This is a genomic window from Pseudanabaena sp. UWO311, from assembly GCF_006937785.1.
Taxonomy (GTDB): domain Bacteria; phylum Cyanobacteriota; class Cyanobacteriia; order Pseudanabaenales; family Pseudanabaenaceae; genus Pseudanabaena.
This window is the reverse complement of the sequence record NZ_SJEE01000055.1, coordinates 1-20013: the sequence shown is the minus strand read 5'-3', so window position 1 is coordinate 20013 and position 20013 is coordinate 1. Positions and strand designations below refer to the sequence as shown.

The 20013-nt window shown below is 42.6% G+C and carries 16 protein-coding genes; 5 read left to right on the top strand and 11 right to left on the bottom strand.

Annotated elements, in window-relative coordinates; translation table 11 throughout:
• Nucleotides 1-190: 190 nt before the first annotated feature.
• The 3 genes from PseudUWO311_RS23585 to PseudUWO311_RS23575 form a co-directional block, all read right to left on the bottom strand.
• Nucleotides 191-421 (bottom strand): type II toxin-antitoxin system VapC family toxin, encoded by a 231-nt coding sequence (locus PseudUWO311_RS23585; protein ID WP_223807710.1) that lies wholly within the window; start codon nucleotides 419-421, stop codon nucleotides 191-193.
• The gene (locus PseudUWO311_RS23580; protein WP_142657667.1) at nucleotides 421-642 is read right to left on the bottom strand and encodes a hypothetical protein; all 222 of its coding nucleotides are present in this window, start codon (nucleotides 640-642) and stop codon (nucleotides 421-423) included. The genes PseudUWO311_RS23585 and PseudUWO311_RS23580 overlap by 1 nt, the downstream gene beginning before the upstream one ends.
• A 72-nt stretch (nucleotides 643-714) precedes the next feature.
• Nucleotides 715-1620 carry a phosphoribulokinase gene (locus PseudUWO311_RS23575; RefSeq protein ID WP_142657666.1) on the bottom strand — a complete coding sequence of 302 codons (906 nt, stop codon included), beginning with the start codon at nucleotides 1618-1620 and terminating at the stop codon, nucleotides 715-717.
• A 213-nt stretch (nucleotides 1621-1833) separates the two neighbouring features.
• Between PseudUWO311_RS23575 and dusB the strand changes: the two genes are divergently transcribed.
• The gene (gene dusB / locus PseudUWO311_RS23570; RefSeq protein ID WP_142657665.1) at nucleotides 1834-2907 is read left to right on the top strand and encodes a tRNA dihydrouridine synthase DusB; all 1074 of its coding nucleotides are present in this window, start codon (nucleotides 1834-1836) and stop codon (nucleotides 2905-2907) included.
• 113 nt (nucleotides 2908-3020) lie between these two features.
• Nucleotides 3021-4151, top strand: coding sequence for an LPS export ABC transporter periplasmic protein LptC (lptC, locus tag PseudUWO311_RS23565; protein ID WP_142657664.1), 1131 nt, complete (start codon nucleotides 3021-3023; stop codon nucleotides 4149-4151).
• Between the two features lie 207 nt (nucleotides 4152-4358).
• Here lptC and PseudUWO311_RS23560 read toward each other — a convergent pair whose 3' ends face one another.
• From PseudUWO311_RS23560 to PseudUWO311_RS23545, 4 genes are all read right to left on the bottom strand, one after another.
• Complete coding sequence (locus tag PseudUWO311_RS23560; RefSeq protein WP_190303638.1) at nucleotides 4359-7604, bottom strand: CHAT domain-containing protein; 3246 nt, start codon at nucleotides 7602-7604, stop codon at nucleotides 4359-4361.
• Between the two features lie 322 nt (nucleotides 7605-7926).
• Complete coding sequence (locus tag PseudUWO311_RS23555) at nucleotides 7927-8562, bottom strand: HAS-barrel domain-containing protein (protein ID WP_142657662.1); 636 nt, start codon at nucleotides 8560-8562, stop codon at nucleotides 7927-7929.
• A gap of 14 nt (nucleotides 8563-8576) precedes the next feature.
• On the bottom strand, nucleotides 8577-9026 hold the full coding sequence (locus PseudUWO311_RS23550) for a T3SS (YopN, CesT) and YbjN peptide-binding chaperone 1 (protein ID WP_142657661.1): 450 nt from the start codon (nucleotides 9024-9026) through the stop codon (nucleotides 8577-8579).
• A 50-nt stretch (nucleotides 9027-9076) separates the two neighbouring features.
• The gene (locus tag PseudUWO311_RS23545; RefSeq protein WP_142657660.1) at nucleotides 9077-9520 is read right to left on the bottom strand and encodes a T3SS (YopN, CesT) and YbjN peptide-binding chaperone 1; all 444 of its coding nucleotides are present in this window, start codon (nucleotides 9518-9520) and stop codon (nucleotides 9077-9079) included.
• 264 nt (nucleotides 9521-9784) lie between these two features.
• On the opposite strand from PseudUWO311_RS23545, the gene PseudUWO311_RS23540 reads away from it, so the two are divergent.
• Nucleotides 9785-10399, top strand: coding sequence for a TIGR02466 family protein (locus tag PseudUWO311_RS23540; RefSeq protein ID WP_142657659.1), 615 nt, complete (start codon nucleotides 9785-9787; stop codon nucleotides 10397-10399).
• 117 nt (nucleotides 10400-10516) lie between these two features.
• On the opposite strand, the gene PseudUWO311_RS23535 is transcribed toward PseudUWO311_RS23540, so the two are convergent.
• The 4 genes from PseudUWO311_RS23535 to PseudUWO311_RS23520 form a co-directional block, all read right to left on the bottom strand.
• Nucleotides 10517-11548, bottom strand: a complete 1032-nt coding sequence (locus tag PseudUWO311_RS23535) for a hypothetical protein (protein ID WP_142657658.1) — start codon at nucleotides 11546-11548, stop codon at nucleotides 10517-10519.
• A 129-nt stretch (nucleotides 11549-11677) separates the two neighbouring features.
• Entirely contained in the window at nucleotides 11678-13477 is a 1800-nt protein-coding gene (locus PseudUWO311_RS23530; RefSeq protein WP_142657657.1) for an iron uptake porin, read from the bottom strand.
• A gap of 227 nt (nucleotides 13478-13704) precedes the next feature.
• Nucleotides 13705-14280: an IS630 family transposase gene (locus PseudUWO311_RS23525; RefSeq protein ID WP_142657656.1), complete on the bottom strand. Its 576-nt coding sequence runs from the start codon at nucleotides 14278-14280 to the stop codon at nucleotides 13705-13707.
• A 26-nt stretch (nucleotides 14281-14306) separates the two neighbouring features.
• On the bottom strand, nucleotides 14307-14663 hold the full coding sequence (locus tag PseudUWO311_RS23520) for an IS630 transposase-related protein (protein WP_142657655.1): 357 nt from the start codon (nucleotides 14661-14663) through the stop codon (nucleotides 14307-14309).
• Between the two features lie 428 nt (nucleotides 14664-15091).
• Between PseudUWO311_RS23520 and metH the strand changes: the two genes are divergently transcribed.
• Both metH and PseudUWO311_RS23510 read left to right on the top strand, forming a co-directional pair.
• Nucleotides 15092-18643 carry a methionine synthase gene (gene metH / locus PseudUWO311_RS23515; protein WP_142657654.1) on the top strand — a complete coding sequence of 1184 codons (3552 nt, stop codon included), beginning with the start codon at nucleotides 15092-15094 and terminating at the stop codon, nucleotides 18641-18643.
• A 15-nt stretch (nucleotides 18644-18658) separates the two neighbouring features.
• The gene (locus PseudUWO311_RS23510; protein ID WP_142657653.1) at nucleotides 18659-19642 is read left to right on the top strand and encodes an ATP-binding protein; all 984 of its coding nucleotides are present in this window, start codon (nucleotides 18659-18661) and stop codon (nucleotides 19640-19642) included.
• Nucleotides 19643-20013 lie beyond the last annotated feature (371 nt).

Below are 20013 nucleotides of genomic sequence, written 5' to 3'. Positions count from 1 at the left end.
CGATTTTCTCCTGACAATTTCCCGCCAAATGGTAAGTAGAAATTCTCGAATGATAGCTGTCCCATGGCAGATTGTCGGTACATGAAATTTTATTGGTGCAAGGGTTTTACTTGCTTTTCCTACTTTTTCTTGCATTTTATCAGTTTTCGATCTCCTTGGAAACCATTGCTTGTATGCTTTTCTTGCTTTTTCAGTAAGCCCTATTTAGATCCTCTAAGACTTGTGCGATCGCATTTTGGGCTGCTTCCATTCCTGAGGCTCTACGGACAATGTAATAGATGTTGGTGATTTTTGTCGCAGCAATAAATCCCTCAATTTCACCAGCATCAATTCGCGCAAACAATCTCGCTGCATCTTTTACAAATGGCTCACGTTCTTGCAAGAAATCAAGAACAACATTAGTGTCAATCAGAACTCGCATTACTTGTATTTCTCAGTGAGATAGTTAACATAATCGTCCTTAGCATCAAGTTCATCCCTTACAGCCGAACTTTTCGCTATACCTCTAAGGCTCGATAGATTACCACGTTTGACGCTTGGTTGAGACTCCCGTTTTAGTGACTCTAGGAGAGTTTGCACCAACTGCCAGCGATCGCTAATCGGCAATTGCAAGGCTTGTTTTTGTAGTTCTTGTAATGTCATCACAAAGACCTGTCTAAAAGATTGCTTGTTAAAATACGCACAAAAAAAGGGGCGCTTAGCGCCCCTTTTTGCTTATGATTGCAGCTTTTTTGACTCAATTAGCATCGAATCAATAAGCGGCTGGAGAATCAACTCCATCGCAAAGCCCATCTTGCCACCAGGGACAACCAAAGTGGTATGACGTGACATGAAAGAATCATGGATCATATCGAGCAAGTAAGGGAAGTCAATATTAAACTTTTCACGGAAGCAACGATTGGTGTGGATAACAACAAGACTTTCATCAAGCGTCGGAATATCGCGACAAATGAAAGGATTGGAAGTATCAACAGTAGCAACGCGTTGGAAGTTGATATGTGTTTTCGAGAACTGAGGTGCAATGTAGTTTACATAATCTGGCATCCGACGCAAAATTGTATCAACGATCGCCTCCGCACTATAGCCCCGTTCAGCATTATCGCGATGAATTTTTTGAATCCATTCCAAATTCACAATGGGAACTACACCCACTAGTAAGTCAACATGCTGAGCAACGTCAATATCCTTAGCAACGATACCGCCATGCAAACCTTCATAAAAAAGCATATCTGTGTCAGATTCAATGCTTTCCCAAGGAGTGAATTCCCCTGGTTTAGCGTCAGTACCTAAGCGACCATTGTGATGCTCAGCTTCTTCTGTACTGTGCAGGTAGTAGCGTCTTTGCCCATTTCCTGTCTCGCCATATTCTTTGAAGAGTGCTTCTAGTTTATCTAATACGTTTGCATCTAAGCCGAAGTGACTCATGTTACGACCTTCAGCCGAAGCTTTCTTCATCATTTCACGCATCTCTAAACGGTTATATTTGTGATAGCTATCGCCTTCCACGATCGCTGCCTTGATATTTTCCATCAAAAAGATATGTTCAAAAGCACGTTTGACGGTACTAGTCCCAGCGCCAGATGAGCCTGTTACAGAAATAACTGGATGTTTTTTAGACAAATTTTTTCTCCTTAATTTTATTTTATTTATAAAGACTCGAAGAGATCCTCAATCCCCCTTAAAAAGGGGGAAGAATTTAAATTCTCCCCCCTTTTTAAGGGGGGCTGGGGGGGATCTAGCCTAATTCTTAATTGGGTCACAAAAAATCTTAAAACTACTATACCTTTGTATATAGCGCCCAAGAAAGCAAAATTTAGAGAAAAATTTGCAGACATGATTTCTGGTCTATCAAAATTACCGCAAAAATTCGCTGAACCTTTAACTATTGGCAATGTCATCCTCAAAAGTCGGGTGCTGCAATCGCCATTGTCGGGGGTGACAGATTTGGTATTTCGGCGGTTAGTGCGGCGCTATGCTGCTGATTCGATGCTTTATACCGAGATGATCAGCGCTACAGATTTGCATCACAGGTCAGCTTTGCCCAAATTAATGGAGATCGATCGCTATGAAACACCAATTAGCATTCAACTTTTTGATTGTCGTCCTGATTTCTTAGCAGAGGCAGCCCAAAAGGCAGTTATCGAGGGCTCAGACACCGTAGACATTAATATGGGTTGCCCAGTCAATAAAATCACTAAAAAAGGCGGTGGCTCGTCTCTGTTGCGTCAGCCTGAACTTGCCGCGCAAATTGTGAGATCGGTAGTTGATGCTGTCGATATTCCTGTCACGGTGAAAACTCGTATCGGTTGGGACGATGCCGAAATTACAATTTTGGACTTTGCTAAGCGAATGGAGGACGCAGGCGCAAAGATGATCACTGTTCATGCGAGAACGCGATCGCAGGGATATACGGGTAATGCCAAGTGGGAATGGATTCGTAAGGTTAAAGAGGTGCTGACGATTCCTGTAATTGCCAATGGTGATATTTTTTCGGTGGAGGCGGCGATCGCTTGCTTAGAGCAGACGGGTGCGGATGGAGTGATGTGTTCGCGAGGGACTTTGGGCTATCCGTTTTTGGTGGGCGAGGTTGATCACTTCTTAAAAACGGGTGAATATTTGCCGAAGCCGACTGCGATCGAATGTTTGCAAGTGGCTAAAGAACATTTACAGGGGCTTTGGGATTACAAAGGTATACGTGGTATCAGACAATCCCGTAAGCATATGACTTGGTATGCGAAGGGCTTTGTTGGTGCGGCGGCTTTGCGCGATCGACTTTGTCGGATTGAGTCGGTGCAGGATGGCTTTGATTGTCTTGATGCTGCGATCGCGCAAATTGCTAATTCTCAAGGTAAATTTCAGGTGATTTCATCTGAAGATATGGCAGAAATGATCGCCATGAAGCAATAATAAAACTCAAGAATTATTTTTTGTGAGGTGGCTTTGCCACCTCACAAAAAATAATTCTTGATTCTCACTGTGCAAAGCACGGCGCAAATCACCTAACTTTATCAAGAAGCATCATGCAACAAATATTTAGCCGTCGTAATTTGCGCCTGTTTATCACCATCTTTGTAGTAACAGTGCTGATGTTTGCGCTGGGATGGTTTATATTTTTGCGACCCTCCGTCACAAGCTTAAATAAAACTGCGCAAACAGCTGGTTCTAGCCTTCAGAATATTACCCTCACTGAATTTGATGCCAATGGGAAGCTGCTCTGGGAAATTCAAGCTAAACGCGCTACCTATCGAGAAGATCGCAAAATCGCTGATGTCGAAGATGTGAAAGGGAAATTTTATCGTGATGGCGAACCGCTCATGGAGGCAACTGGCGATAAAGGAACCATTGATCAAGCCAGTAAAGCAATTTCGCTAGAGGGAAATATTAAGGCGATCGCAGTTCAAGAAAAGATCAATATGAAAGCAGATCGCATGGTCTGGCAATCAGAGCAAGATCTGCTCAAGGCGACAGGCAATATTCAAATTGATAAGCCTGAGGATAAGCTGACTATGACGGGCAAAGAATTAACGGCTAAACCTAGTGTCAATGTGTATAGCATGGAGAAACAAGTAGTTGTGATTGCAGTAGAGCCACCGCTAGAAATGAAGAGCGAGAAAGTTACTTGGGATGCAAAGAGCGATCGTGTATTTACTGATGTTCCTATTTCTGTAATCCAAGTCAAAGATAAATTGCAACTAACTGCAAAAAAAGGCAACTGGGATATCCAGAAAAAGGAAGTTACTTTCACGGGTGATATCAAAGCCAAAGATCCGAAACTAGATGTTGATCTTGAAGCTGCTCAGGCAGTTTGGAATCTTGAGAAAAAATTGGTGACTCTGCCAGTTCCTTTTACAGGAACGAGTAAGAGTCGGGGTATTGTTGTTAAGGCTCAGAAGGGCGAAGCCCAAGTAGAGAAAGAGCAGATTAATCTCACGGGGGAAGTATCAGCAAGTTTTAGTTCTAGTCAAGGTGTGGTTAATGCCGATAAGGTGGAATGGTTGATTCCCACAAAAATGATTACGGCTAATGGCAATATCGTCTATCAACAGCCCGATAAAAATCTCAATGTAAGAGGCGATCGTGCTGTAGCAAATCTCGAATCTCAAACTGTCACGGTCACAGGTGCAAATGTCCTTTCAACATTAAATCCTTAAGAATCCATTTAAGAATTACATGACACTTAAAATCTCGTTGAAAGCTCTAGGTGTCTAGCCCCCTAAATCCCCCAATTCTGGGGGACTTAAATATGTTTCCAGAATTTGGGGGGCTTGGGGGGCAAAAACTACAATTCTTAAATGGGTTCTAAGATAGATTTTATGTTTGCGGAGTTTTTATTATGGTGATGGTTGCAAATACTGCCTCTACAGACCATTGCCGATCGCAAAGAACGCCGACCAATAGTTAGGATGATTAAACTCCTTAGAGCGAATTAGCGAAACCTGCGCTCTGTGTAAAGCCTCAGTAACACTAACATCACCTTTCTGCAACTCCTTATAAAAAGTCGCCATGAGAGCCTGCGTCCCAGCATCATCCACCTTCCAAAGCGAGGCGATTGCATTTTTCGCACCTGCTTTCTGAACTTGATAGCCAAAGCCTAAAATTTCTACACCATCGCCGAGTTTACCAACTCCCGTTTGGCAAGCACTCAACACAATCAAATCTAAATTCGGGATTTGCCAATCGGTGATTTCATTTAATCGAATTTTGTCGCCATTGCCGAAAATGATGAAGGAGTTATCTGGTGTACCAGTATTAAACTCAGCATGAGTAGCAAGGTGCAGCACATTATGATTTTTGAATTTAGACTCGATCGCTTGGCGACTGAAATTGTCCTCGGTTAGAGTAACTGAGTTTGTAAATGAATTAGCGATCGCTTGAACTTCTTTGAGAGTGGCAGGTAACGCACTTTGTCCAAATCTCCGCTCTCCCGTTTTACCGCCAAACGCTCCTGCGAGAATATTTGGTTGAGTTTTTGGCTTTGTAGAAAAGTCGGAGAGGCTATAAGCAATCAGATTACTAATGCGGTATTTCTCAACTAGCCATTGTTTCCCGTCGTAGAGCGCAGCAAGGGGAACATAGCGCAAGATTCCATCAGGAGCATAAAGAATAGTTTCAGCTTTAGCCGTAATCAGTTCACTTTCGATTGGTTTAATCAGCACATCATAGAGAGCTTTAGAAGCATCTTTGACATCCTCAGAACCATCATCAAGCAGCCCTGCTCTATATTCACTGATCAATGATTCGAGCTTGGCTTTGGAGATCTTGACAGTACGACTGATCGGGAGGCTGTTAGGTGAGAAGAAAATTATTTCTAATTGATCGCCTAGAATCAATGGATAGAGTAATACGGTTCCCTGTGGAATTTGTTTGAGATAGTCAGGAACTTTGTTGATTTCTGCTTTAGGAAGTTGTTGAATCTGATTCTTAAGTTGACTATTCAGCTCCTTGCTATTGTCAAAGTTAACCGTTAACAGATTATTACTAATCGCTTTCTCAGGTTCTAAAATTCTCACTCCTTGCGCCGATCTATCACTCCCTTTGATGTTTTTGAGATAGTCTTCGAGTTCTTGAACTTTCAGGAGATCGAGAACTTGGAGCGCTTCCATGATCCGACCTTGGTTTAAGAGTAACCCAGCGAGTCTTTTATAGCTGCTAGAGACAGTTTCTAGATAAGATCTTTGTTCGTCCTTATCGAGCTTACGAATATCTTTGCGAATCGATTCAGTAACATTTATCGATTGTTTATAAAATAGAATGGCGAGTTCAGGTTGACTGAGCTTGGTAAAGATAACGCCAAGATTATTGAGAGACTTGCCTTCATCCTCGCGATTTTTGATTTTCTGTGTGATCGCTAAGCTTTGGAGGTAGTACTCAATCGTTTGGTCATATTTGCCGAGCGCGTAATATGCGATACCTAAATTACCTAGCGACTGTCCCTCACCTCTTCGATCTTTGATTTCCTGCTTGATTGCTAAGCTTTGGAGTTGGTACTCAATCGCCTTGTCATATTTACCAAGCGAAAAATAAGCAATGCCTAGATTACCTAGAGCCTGCCCCTCGCCCTGTTGATCTTTGATTTCCTGTGCGATCGCTAAACCTTGGAGATGATATTCAATCGCTTTGTCATATTTGCCAAGAGAATAGTAACCAATACCCAGATTACCTAGCTCCTGCCCCTCACCACTACGATCCTTGATTTCCCGCGCGATCGCTAAACCTTGGAGATGATACTCAATCGCTTTGTCATATTTGCCGAGAGAAGCGTAATTGAGCCCTAGATTTCCCAATGTCTGACCTTCACCCCGACGATCTTTGATTTCTTTTGCGATCGCTAATTTTTGCAGTTGGTACTCAATGGCTTTGTCATATTTACCGAAAGTATAGTAAGCATTTCCCAGATTTCCCAGCGCATTTCCTTCTCCTAGACGATCCTTAATTTCCTGCGCGATCGCTAAGCTTTGGAGCTGGTACTCAATCGCTTGGTCATATTTGCCGAGGGCATCATAAGCGTTTCCCAAATTGCCCAGCACCGAACCTTCACCTCGACGATCTTTGATTTCCCTAACGATCATTAAGCTTTGAAGATGGTACTCAATCGCTTTGTCATATTTACCGAGGGCATAGTAAGCAATACCTAGATTTCCCAGTGCTTGTCCTTCGCCCATCAGATCTTTGATTTCTCGAATGATTACTAATCTTTGCAGTTGGTACTCGATCGCTTTGTCATATTTACCGAGGGCATAGTAAGCAATACCTAGATTTCCCAGCGACTGTCCCTCGCCCAGCCGATCTTTAATTTCTCGCGTGATCGTTAATCTTTGCAGTTGGTACTCAATGGCTTTGTCATATTTGGCTAGCGCATCGTAAGCTAACCCCAAATTGCCTAGCGCTTGTCCCTCACCCCAACGATCTTTGATTTCCCTCACAATCACTAGTCTTTGCAGTTGGTAGTTAACCGCTTTGTCATATTCGCCGAGTGCATAGTAGGCGAGACCCAGATTCCCTAGTGAATTTGACTCACCCCGTCGATTGGCAATTTCCCTTGCGATCGCTAAGCTTTGGAGTTGGTACTCAATTGCTTTGTCATACTTGCCGAGAACATCATAAGCGATACCCAGACTTCCTAGCGATAGTCCTTCACTCCGCCGATCTTTGATTTCCCGCGCGATCGCTATGCTTTGCAGTTGGTACTCAATTGCTTTGTTGTATTTCCCAAGAGAAAAGTAAGCATTTCCCAGATTGCCCAGCGACTGTACTTCACCCAGTCGATCTTTGATTTCCCGCGCGATCGCTAATCTTTGCAGTTGGTACTCAATGGCTTTGTCATATTTACCGAGAAGCTCGTAAGCGACACCCAGATTTCCCAGTGCTCTGCTCTCACCCTGTCGATCTTTGATTTGCTGATAGATAGCCAGTGCTTGTTGCCATGATTGGAATGCTGCCTCAAACTTGCTCAGATTGTATTGCTGACCACCCAAATTCAACAGCCGATCTGCTTCTGCTTTGCGATCTTGTGTTGTTTGCGCTTGGACGCTTTCACTGCTCACTATCTGCACTTGACCACAAGCTAAAAATGCCAACAGCGCAACACCAAAGACCTTATTCACAGCCAAAATCCTCGCATTTACATCGAAACCTGCAATCGCATACCAGACAGCATAAAGCGATATTACGAAAAGTAAATAGTCGTTACAAAAAATATAACCAAAATCCCAAATCACCTATTCCCCATAGTTCAGATCCCCGACTTTTTTTGTGGTTAGCACAACTAATTGGTGAATGCGCCCAAACCTCACAACGCAGCCACAGTTTGTTGGCGAGAGCGAAGAGGGTTAAGCATTTGCGAATTGAGATTTTTTGTGAGAAGTTTCAAAATTGTGGCGCAAATGCTTAACCTCTACAAATTTTTTCCTTTTTCCTTTTTCCTTTTCAAGGATGAACTTGTCCTAAAATTGCGCCAAGGCGATCGTAATCATCCTTTAATAAAATACTAAGCTTGCGTCCTGCTTGAACTAGCCAATTGCGATCGCATTTTCTTACTTGATAGACATTACGTAATACCGCCGCAATTAGTTCATCAACAGGCGCATTAGTCATCTGGACTAGGGTTCTGATAAAATTTAATTCCTCAGTAAAGTTCTCGATCTCTGATGCTTCACAACCATATACGGCTTGATGGATTTGAGGAGGTTGCGAAGGGAGATGTTGATAGATATTCCCCAGCGAACTAAAGCCAAGTAAAACAACTTTAATCTCCGAACGAAGCATTGCGAAAATCTGTGGTTGTTGTTCGCGTAACTCCTTTAGACTCAATCCTAAAGCTACCGCCCGATGTACAGAATCAATTGGTGCTGTTGTAGCATGATAGACCACGCCATAGGCAATAACCTCGCTGTTCTCATCCTGTTGAGACTTTACCCAACTGCCAAAGGCAGGCATCAATGGAAAATCTAAGTTGTCAGGTTCAAGACACTGCGCAAGAAACTCAGTCGTAGAAGTTGCCACAACTTCAGCAAGATGTTTGGGATGGCGATCGCGGCTAGATTGAGCCAAAGGTAAAAACATGAACTGGTGATCTCTTAAATATCAAACAAAGCATCTGCGGCTCTTCGTCCACCCCAGCGTTGCACGATTAGATCGTCATAATGATCAGCACTTTCTAGCACTTCAGTCAGAGCAAGTTTAAATTCATTTTGTTGACAAGAACTACCAAGCAAAGTGACATGAAACCTTATATCTCCATCATCTGCCATGCTAAAGCCACCAAAACGAAAAACATCATTTTGTTTGAGCAAATAGAGCATTAGTTCGTCACTAACTTCTACATCAGTCGCCACATAAGCCCAAATATAAATAGCGGATTCTGATTCCAGAAAGGGTTTGATCTCAACCAGCACGGTTGCGGAACCAAATTGCAAACTGAAGATGGGGCTATCAGTAACAGGATTGGAAATGCGATCGCAGATTTCGGGCAGCCAATCAGCTACTTTTTGATAACATTTTTGTTGCGCTTCTGATTGAAAATTCACGACTGCAAAATACCATTTACTTGAAACCTCATAAGAGTTTACCGCATAATTTACAGACTGCGATCTAAGGCTCTTTCGCCGCCCCACGCGGACACGATCGCATCATCGTATTTATCAGCAGTTTGAAGGACTGAGGATACTGAGGTCTGTAATTCGTTGCGATCGCAGGTAGAGCCAACTAAGGTTGTATGAAAACGAATATCACCATCATCATCAATACTGAAAACGCCAAATTGCATCTCAGAATTTTTTTTGAGCAAGAATTTCAGCAGATCTTGAGTGATTTCTGCTCCTGTAACTACATAAGACCAAGTAGAAATGATTGCTTCTGTATTTCCCCAAGGTAAAACTTCAACAGTTGCTGTTGCTGATCCGAGGGGTAAGACAAATACAGGCATATCGTAGGGCGGCGAATAGACATTTTCGTACAAGTCATTTAGCCAAGGTTGAATCTTTTCGTAACAGGCTTGTTGTATGGGTGTCTCGAATTTCATTTCCTGCGATCCTATTTCTTATCTTCTATCTGCTGTCCAATTTAGTGAAGACTGATGGCATTTGAATTCAAAATTTTGGATTTATTTAACAATTGTGTTACTAAACATTAATTTTTTCAGTATTCTCTGTTACGCGATCTCAACTTGAATAGCTGTCGCTATTCTTAAATCCCAAAAGAAGAAGACAGCGCTTCGCGCTGTCTTCTTCTTTTGGGAGCATAATGAGAATTACAGCGATCAACTTTTTTGGTGTGAATAATCTTTATGACATCTAATCCAGTTTGGACAATGGAAGGGAATATTTTATTTCCCACACCAGTTTTTAGCTTTAAGTTACAAGACTATCAAGTACTCAATCAACAACTTTTAGAGACAATCTATCAACTCAAAGAAATAGAAGAGGGAGCAAAAAGAACCTCGGCTCCTTTAGGCTGGCAGAGCGAGACCAGTTTATTTGATCTGCCACAGTTTCAAGGATTTAAACAGCTAATTGATGCCGCAGTATTAGAAACAGCTAAAGCGATCGGCTATGGCGAGGTAAAAATGCAGTCGGATCGATGCTGGGCAAATGTTAATCCGAAATATGCAAGTAACATCGTTCACGATCATCCCAATTGCCTATTGAGTGGCGTTTACTATGTGCAAACACCAGCTAACTCAGGTCACCTCACATTTCACGATCCTCGCAATGCCAGAGTTTTTATGCAGCCAAGAGTAACTAGCTTCACTCCTTACATTGCTAATGCGATCGATGTGGAAGTTCAAGAAGGCGTAATCGTGATTTTTCCTAGTTGGCTCAAGCACGGAGTCGCGCCTAACCTAAGCGAAAGCGATCGCGTTAGCCTCAGCTTTAACTACATTTTTTTTCGACCTTTATAAACTGTTTCTTACAGCGCTTTGCGCTAAAACCCGAACCAATAAATTTTTTAAAAGTGTTGCGAAGCAACACTTTTAAAAAATTTATTGGTTCGTTTGGTCGGAAATTGCTGCAATCCTCTAAAAGCGTCTTTTAGAAAGGGGCGAATCATCGAGATCGGGAATGATCAGAGTATTAGCTAGATTTGGATTTGCAGATTGGGTCAGTTGGAAGGCTGGTGTTGCAACAATTGGAGATGTAATATCTGAGGCTGGGATACTGATATTAAAGTTGCTAAAGCTTCCAGCTACTGTATAAGGATCAAAAAGAGGAACTTCAGCAACAGTGTAGGAAGATTCACTGGGGTTTGTGACTCTGGCATTGGCTTGAAATGTGACAAGACGATTATTGATATTAGCAGTACGTCCATCACTTAGAGCAATTGTTCCATTTACAACGACACTGATATCTGCATCTGGATTAAGTGGAGGCGTTTTATCGAAAGAAGATAAAAAACTACCTTCACTTGTGGGGACGGATGCAGGAAATGTAAAGGTAAGATTGGCAGTTCCTAGTGGAGTGATTACGCTATTCAAGGTGATCACAGGAAATGTGGCTTGATTTTGAGGAATATTGAGGGTAAATGTTCCATTTGTAATTGGGATTACAACTTGTGGCGATGGCATTGGACTAAATGCAGACTGCGGCACATTGATAGAGCCACTACGGAAGTTCGCAGTAATCTCTGTGATTCCAAAAGGAAGCTCGCTTGGGGAAACAGGTACTGCTCCCAGAGTCACTTTTGCAAGTGCTTGCAAAAACGCTGAGCTGTTGACAAGTGAGGCATTTCTGCCATCATTGAGCGAAACACTGCCATTGATGTTGTCGATATTGACCCCGATTGGGGTATCGGTTAAATTGATCGCAATTCCACTTTGCCAAACAGGCAAACTAGGAGTACCCGTTACCGCAATAGTGCCAACTGGAGTAACAAAGGTTGGAGTAGTAACATATTCATTGGAGCCCCATGGGGTGGTGTCGTACCGAACCACAAAGCCACCACCAGAGACAGGTACTGCCACAGTCTGCGCTTCGGCGTATGGCATTTGCATCACTGCTGCACCTGTAGCCACTGCCACAGCCGAGATTTTCAACATTAATGAGTTAGACATGTTTTCTCCATTAATTAAAATAAAGTTATACCGAAGCTAAAAATGGTGTAGCCATTTTTGTCTTTAAGAATCATTACTGGGTTTGATCTTTAATATCCAAAAGTGTGACGACACTTTTGGATATTGGTATTAGAACGAGAATGTAGTACGTAAAGTACCAACCGTGATCATGTCACTGCTGCTAGTATTGACAGGGTTAAACAGAAACAAAACCCCAGGGGTGACACTGATATTATTGGACATTCGGAAGCGATAAAAAAGCTCAACGTGAGTTGTACTAGCGGGTTGTGCTCCAAATATGCCCCCAGTGCCTGAAATAGCACTAGGCAAATTTAAAGCAGGGACACCATTTAAGCTGATGGTGCTACTGGTGATTTTGGGTGGTTGACCTACATAAATCCCCGCTAAATCACCCTCGGATAACAGATTGGGCATATTTAAATATACCATCCAATTTGTGGTTTCAACCGACCCAGACAAGCCTGCACCTAGTACATTTGTCGTGGTGTATCCACCCCAAGTTCCCAAAATCAAATTTCGACTAGCCCGCCACGAAAGGTTCGCGCCAAACGCATTGGTTGAGAGACGGGAGCCAAGGGAACCAATAATATTGTCACCCACACTAGTCCCCAAAAGCGCATTGGTCGAGTAGGAATTGAGGTAATACAGCGTGGTATCAAGGCGATCGATAGGAATCATCGCTAACTGTACGCCAATTGTCGAAGGTCCATTAAACAACCCACCGCTACCTGTGGGGTTAGCTGCGCTATCAAAGCCGTTGCCTGCTGAATAAACTGCTTGTAAGCTAGCGCGATCGCTAATTTGCCAGTCAATACCAAGCCCCGCTTGCGTATTTCCTAAACCAAGGATGGGGTTTCGTTGAGCAAAAGCCGAAATCGCTCCCTGTCCAGCACTCTCATAACGATTTGGCCCACGAAATACTGTGATTGGATTCACGCCCTGTGGCCCCACAATCAAGGCGAGATTGTCGCTAACTCGATATCGATAGGATAAATCACTCAATGAAAGTCGATTACCAGTATCCGACTCGTATCCTAAGCGGGTAAATGTATCGTTGAGAAAATATGGAGCATTGCTAAATCCTGCGCCTGTATTCAGATTTCCAGACTGTAAACCTGTGATTAAGTAGCCGCGATCGCTAAGTTGGGTCAGCAAAGTTAGCTGTAAATTGTACCCATAGGTGAGTGTCGCCGCAGGATCGCGAGTATCTTTAACACCATCGCGAGGATTTAAATCGGCGGTGTTACCAAAGCGCCCTTGTAAACCAAAGATAGCCTGTCCATAGAGCTTGGTCGTCGTCGAAAACTGCTGTGATTCTAGTTTTGCGGTCTTTGCATCCAAAGCATCTACGCGACCTCTGAGGGTGGCTAGCTCGGCAGCAAATTCTTCTTGCAATTTTTTGAGAGCGGCAAGGTCTTCTTGGCTGACTTTATCGGCAAGTCCAGATGAAATAATTTCATTGATTTTATCGAGGCAAGCATTGACACCTGCGGCAAACTCATACCGCGATATAGAGCGCTGTCCACGAAACGAGCGATCAGGATATCCTGCTATGCAGCCATATCGCTCGACTAGAGATTGCAAAGCTGTAAAAGCCCAGTCTGTTGAGCGTACATCAGACAGTTGTGATATTGACGTGACATTCTGAGCTGTTGGTTGGATTGTTGCTTGAGTTTTACTTGGGGGGATATTTTGAAGAGCAGAAGGATAATTGAGTTTTTGTTGATTTAGCTCATTAAGCAGTTTGCGTGTTTCATTAGAATCACTGCTCTCTGAACTAACAGGTGCTTTGGCAACTGGATTTGTGGATTTGGAAGTAGCCGAGGGTGCAGCGATCGGCTCAGCTAAGACTACGCCACCATAATTCACTGGTAGACCTAATAAGAACAAATATAAAAAAGTTTTCATAAATTTTCCTCACAGCAAAGAAGCAAATTGCTTCACAAATTCTCACGACGCATAATACTACTCTTCTTGTTCACTAGCAGCAAGTCTTTTTAATCATGAATTTGTATTACCTCGTCCAATCTTCTGACTGATTTAAACTCATGACAAGTGATTCAGAGGTGATTGTCTAGCTTGTCTAATCTTCCATTTGTTACAGCAAATTCCGATCAAACCCACCACAAAACAACCTACCGAAAAGGCTCAAAGCAGATGCCACAATGATGAAACCAATTAAGAGCATCCTCATCAGTAATAGCATTAATAGCGATAGTGATAGCTGCATCAAGAGCCTCAATTGTACGAGCTTTAGCAGAGCGAATAATTTCTTTCAACTTTGACCAACATAACTCGATTGGGGATAAATCAGGGGAATAAGGAGGTATGAACTTAACCTTAGCACCGACAGATTCAATTAGAGTTTTCGCAATTTCAGCGTAATGCACAGGCAAATTATCCATAGCGACAATTGCCCCAGCCCATAATTGAGGTAATAATATTTTCTCAATGAAGACTAAGAAAATCGCGGTGTTGAGACCACCAGTAAAAGTCATCGCGGCAATCAGACCTTCATCACTTATGGCTCCAATTAAAGTGATGTTTTTGCCTGTATTACCTGGACGATCATCATATATCCTCCCTCCTCCTTCACATCTACCATAAAGCCTTATCATCGCTAGATTTAGCCCTGTCTCATCAATGAATACAAGGTTTTTGACATCTATCGTATCTAGCCAAAGACGAAACTCATAACGCAATTTTTGCACTCTTTCTGTGGCTTGTTCACTGGCTACTAAAGTTTTTTTTTACGCCCTAGTTCTAATCGCTTAAGTGTACGACTCAAACCCGATATACTGACTTTGATTCCGTTGCTTTCTTGTAGATTATCTTTTATCTCTCGTAGATATATATCATTTTGTTTTTTAACAATTGTCTTTACTAATTCTTCATCTTTTCCTTTGATTTTGGAGCGCCGATCTCCTCCTTGCGGTCTCGCTGCGATTTCATTTGTTTCTCGATATCGGCGCAAAAAATCTCGTACAAACGACAAGCTAACTTTAAATCGTTTAGCTAAACCCCTCTGAGTATTTTCTTTGTTTTGCCATGCACTTAATATCTTGTGTCGTAAATCAAGCGAATACGCTGACATATATTGTTTAACTTTAGTGATGCTTTAGATTACTAGACTTGTGGCGCGTTTGATCGGAATTTGCTGTAAGTTATACCAAAGTACTAAATGACGTAGCCATTTTGTGCTTTTAAAACCTTATATAGGGTTTGTTTTTTTTAATTCACAAAAGTGTGACAACACTTTTGTGAATTAGTATTACAAGTATTTCCAAAAAAGAACAGATTTCGTTTTAGTAGGACTTGTCTCTTTAGCAGTAGCGATCGCATTTTTATCTACAAGGCTTTATTCGCGATCGCCCTGCGAGATCCCATATTCTGCAAACCCAAAAAGTGTAATGCGGCGCGGAGCACCGCATTACACTTTTTGGGTTTTGATTCGTCCTAATACAAGTGACTACAGCTATAATGAGCAGCTAGAGTCACTTTGTTAGCTTAGGTATAGATCAAATGACCAGTCTGTTTCTGGAACGTCTTCACAGCAGCGATCGCCCCGTCATAGTATTTGATGGTGCGATGGGTACAAACTTGCAGGTACAAAACCTCACCGCCGAGGACTTTGGTGGTGCGGAGTATGAGGGCTGCAACGAGTATCTGGTGATGACAAAACCTGAAGCAGTTGCCACAGTTCATCGTGATTTTTTGGCGGCGGGAGCCGATGTGATCGAGACTGACACCTTTGGCGGCACATCGATTGTTTTGAATGAATATGATCTTGGGCATATGGCTTATGAACTGAGCAAAAAAGCGACTGAGTTAGCCAAATCCGTAGCTGCCGAATTTTCGACACCCGAAAAACCGCGTTTTGTGGCAGGTTCGATTGGTCCAACGACCAAGTTGCCGACGCTCCTACATATTGACTTCGACACAATGAAGCAGTCATTTATCGAGCAGATCGAAGGGCTGTATGATGGCGGTGCAGATTTATTGCTGGTTGAGACTTGTCAGGATATCTTGCAAATCAAAGTTACATTAAGTGCGATCGAAGAATTTTTTGCGAAGCGCGGAGTCCGTCTGCCTGTAATGGTTTCCGTGACAATGGAAACTACTGGGACAATGCTCGTTGGTTCCGATATCTCCGCAGTAGTGACGATTCTGGAACCTTACAATATTGATGTATTAGGGTTGAACTGTGCGACGGGACCAGATCAGATGACCGAGCATATGCGTTATCTGAGCGCTCATTCTCCCTTTATTGTGTCTTGTGTCCCCAATGCTGGGCTGCCTGAAAACGTTGGTGGACAAGCGTTTTATCGTCTCACTCCTGACGATCTGCGCGATCATCTCAAACATTTTGTTGAAGACTTAGGTATTCAAATCATCGGTGGTTGTTGTGGAACTACGCCTGCTCATATTAAAGCATTGGCTGATGCAGCGAAGACTCTCAAACCTAAACACCGAGAGCCTCTAGTAGTGCCTTCAGCGGCTTCCATTTATAGCTCTCAGCCCTATATTCAAGATAACTCCTTCTTGATTGTCGGTGAGAGACTTAATGCTAGCGGTTCTAAAAAGACTCGCGATTTATTAAATGCTGAAGATTGGGACGGATTAGTAGCGATCGCAAGGTCACAAGTCAAAGAAGGCGCACATATTCTCGATGTGAACGTGGACTATGTAGGACGAGATGGCGTGCGGGATATGCATGAACTGGTTTCGCGCCTAGTAACCAACGTGACTTTACCCCTGATGTTGGACTCAACAGAATGGGAAAAGATGGAAGCGGGACTAAAAGTAGCGGGTGGTAAATGTATTCTTAACTCCACTAACTATGAAGATGGCGAAGAACGATTCTGCAAGGTCGTTAGTCTCGCCAAGAAATATGGAGCTGGCATTGTCATCGGTACAATTGATGAAGATGGAATGGCGCGGACTGCCGACAAGAAGTTTGAGATTGCTGCCCGTGCTTACAAACAAGCAACGGAAGAACTGGGTATGCCAGCCAGTGAGATCTTCTTTGATACGCTTGCTCTGCCCATTTCTACAGGTATTGCCGAAGACCGCAAAAATGCTGCCGAGACCATCGAATCAATTCGCCGCATTAAGGAAGCAATGCCAGAAACCCATGTATTGCTTGGTGTTTCTAATGTTTCCTTCGGCTTAAATCCTGCTTCACGAGTGGTTCTCAACTCGGTGTTTTTGAATGAAGCAATGAAAGTGGGCATGAATTCCTCGATTGTGAATGCAAGTAAAATCGTACCGCTTAATCGAATTGGCGATCGCGAAAAAGAAGTGGCGACACAACTGATCTATGATGAGCGCGAGTTTGACGGCGACATCTGCACTTACGATCCGCTCGGTGAGTTCACAACATTATTTGAAGGAGTATCAAGCAAGCGTATCAAGGTTGATAAAGCTGACACCTCCATCGAAGAGCAACTCAAAAATCATATTATTGATGGCGATCGCATTGGTTTAGATGATGCGCTCACCGAAGCCATGCAAAAATATGATCCACTGGTGATCATCAATCAGTTCTTACTTGATGGGATGAAAGTCGTCGGCGAATTATTTGGCTCTGGTCAAATGCAACTTCCCTTTGTATTGCAATCCGCCGAAACGATGAAGTCGGCGGTTGCCTTCTTAGAGCAGTTCATGGAGAAAGTAGAAGGCTCCAATAAAGGCGTGTTCTTGATTGCCACAGTCAAAGGCGATGTCCATGACATTGGCAAAAATCTAGTTGATATCATTCTCTCTAATAACGGCTACAAAGTCGTGAATATCGGCATCAAACAGCCCGTTGAGAATATCATCAAAGCTTATGAAGAACATCAAGCTGACTGCATCGCCATGAGTGGATTACTCGTCAAGTCCACTGCTTTCATGAAAGATAACCTCCAAGAATTTAACCGCCGAGGCATTACTGTTCCTGTGATTCTCGGTGGCGCGGCGCTGACTCCAAAGTTCGTTTATCAGGACTGTCAGAACAGCTATAACGGGCGTGTCGTATACGGCAAAGATGCCTTTTCCGACCTCAACTTTATGGACAAGTATATGCCCGCGAAGTTGGAAGGTAAATGGGAAGATGCGAAAGGCTTTTTGGATGAAGATCTAGCGATCGCAGATTTGTCGGCTGATGCTATTGACGGCATTTCTAGTGAAGAGGAAAAAGCCAAGAAGGAGGCTCAACTTGCTGAACGATATCTGGACATCGTGCGTTCTGAAGCCGTAGATACTGATACTCCTCGCCCCACACCTCCTTTCTGGGGAACCAAGATTCTCCAAGGTGATGACATTCCCTTTGAGGATTTATTCTGGAATCTGGATATGCAAGCTCTAATTGCAGGGCAATGGCAGTTCCGCAAGCCTCAAGATCAATCTCGCGAGGAATATGATGCATTTTTGCAAGAGACAGTCTATCCAATTTTAGAAACGTGGAAAGAGCGCATTATCAATGAGAAGCTACTAGCTCCGACTTCTGTATATGGCTATTTCCCTGTGCTAGCTGAAGGCAACACAGTCTATTTCTATGACCCGAAAGATATTGATAATATCCACGCAGCCCAGCCAATAAACTCGTTTGTCTTCCCCCGCCAAAAGTCGCTCCGTCGTCTATGCATTGCCGATTTCTTCTCGCCCAAGGAGTCAGGAATTATAGATGTGATGCCATTACAAGCGGTCACGGTTGGACATATTGCGACAGAGTTTGCACAGGGACTATTCAAAGCGAATCAATACACCGATTATCTCTATTTCCACGGTCTAGCCGTGCAGATGGCGGAAGCAGTGGCGGAATGGACACATACTCGTATTCGGAGCGAGTTAGGTTTTGCTGCGGAAGATCCTGATAATATTCGCGATATTCTGGCGCAGCGCTATCATGGCTCTCGCTATAGTTTCGGCTATCCCGCCTGTCCGAATATGCAGGATCAGTTCAAGCTCTTAGATTTGCTTGATGCAAAGCGTGTTGATCTAGTCATGGATGAGAGCGAACAACTCTATCCCGAACAATCAACCACTGCGTTAATTGTGCATCATCCTACTGCTAAATACTTCAGTGCTTAATCAGGATAACAAACCATGCAGATCGAACAAGAACTGACAAGCGAATTTATCGCACGAAGTCAAGATTATCTTCAAGTTATCGAATTAGACCTACTAGAATTAGAGAAAGGAGATTTTGATGTAATTCATGAAATAATGCGTTGTGTTTTGTCTATTCGCGCTCAGGCAGAGCTTTTATCCATCGAAAGTATTACGAATCGCATAATTCAATTACAAAAAAGTTTAAGACAAATTCGAGATCATCACATAAATATGGATCTCGAATTGATTACTTTACTTTTTAAGGCGTTCGACCTTTTTAGTTTGCAAATTGAAAAACTTAATAATACCCACGGCTTAATAGAATCTGAAATCCGTCAATTTGATCTCGAAGCCAATCCAGTTTTTCAAACGCTAGAATCTTATGTTGCGCTGATGATTAATCCCATTCAGCGCTTTTCTGAAATTGAATCAATTTTTCCTCTTAAAAGTGGAGCTGATTTAGCTGCTAGTGATTATGGCAAGAAGGTTGAAGTATTTATCGAAGGTCAGGATATACTGATCCCAAAAGTGATTTTAAGGCGATTGCCAAGGCTTCTAACTCATTTGTTAAACAATGCGATCGCTCATGGGATTGAATCTCCAGAAATCAGAATTGCAAAGGGAAAGCCTGCTTTTGGGAAAATTATTCTCAAAGCTTTTTATAAAGAGAACAATGCTATCATTTCTTTTGCCGACGATGGAGCGGGAATAAATATTGAACGCGTAAAGAACAAAGCTGTTTCTAAAGGATTATTAGATCCAAAAACTGCTTTCTCTCTTTCAGTCAATGAGGTTTTCGAGTTCCTATTTCACCCAGATTTTAGTACAAAAGATGTACGTGATATGAGAGCGGGAACTGGATATGGACTAGACATAGTTCGTACTGAAATCAAAGAAATTGGTGGCGTTATTGATGTGCAATCTAAAATTGACCAAGGAACTACATTTACCATGCGCTATTCTCAAAAAATTTATTGATATTCGATCCTGTCATTAAATTATGTTGAAATCCCTCAAAATTGAAAATTTCCGTTGCTTTTCCCACTTTGAAATGCAACAACTTGGCAGATTAAATCTCATTGTTGGGACAAATAAAATAATAGTGGTAAAACCTCTATATTAGAGGCTATTCAACTATTTCTTGATGCGCCATTTACTTTTGATTTTGAAGTACTAGGAGAAATAATTACTGGTAGAAGTGAATATGTTATGAATGACGAATATTACAGCAAATTCCGATCAAACACGCCACAAGTCTAGTAATCTAAAGCATCACTAAAGTTAAACAAAATATGTCAGCATATTCGCTTGATTTACGGCACAAGATATTAAATGCATGGCAAAATAAA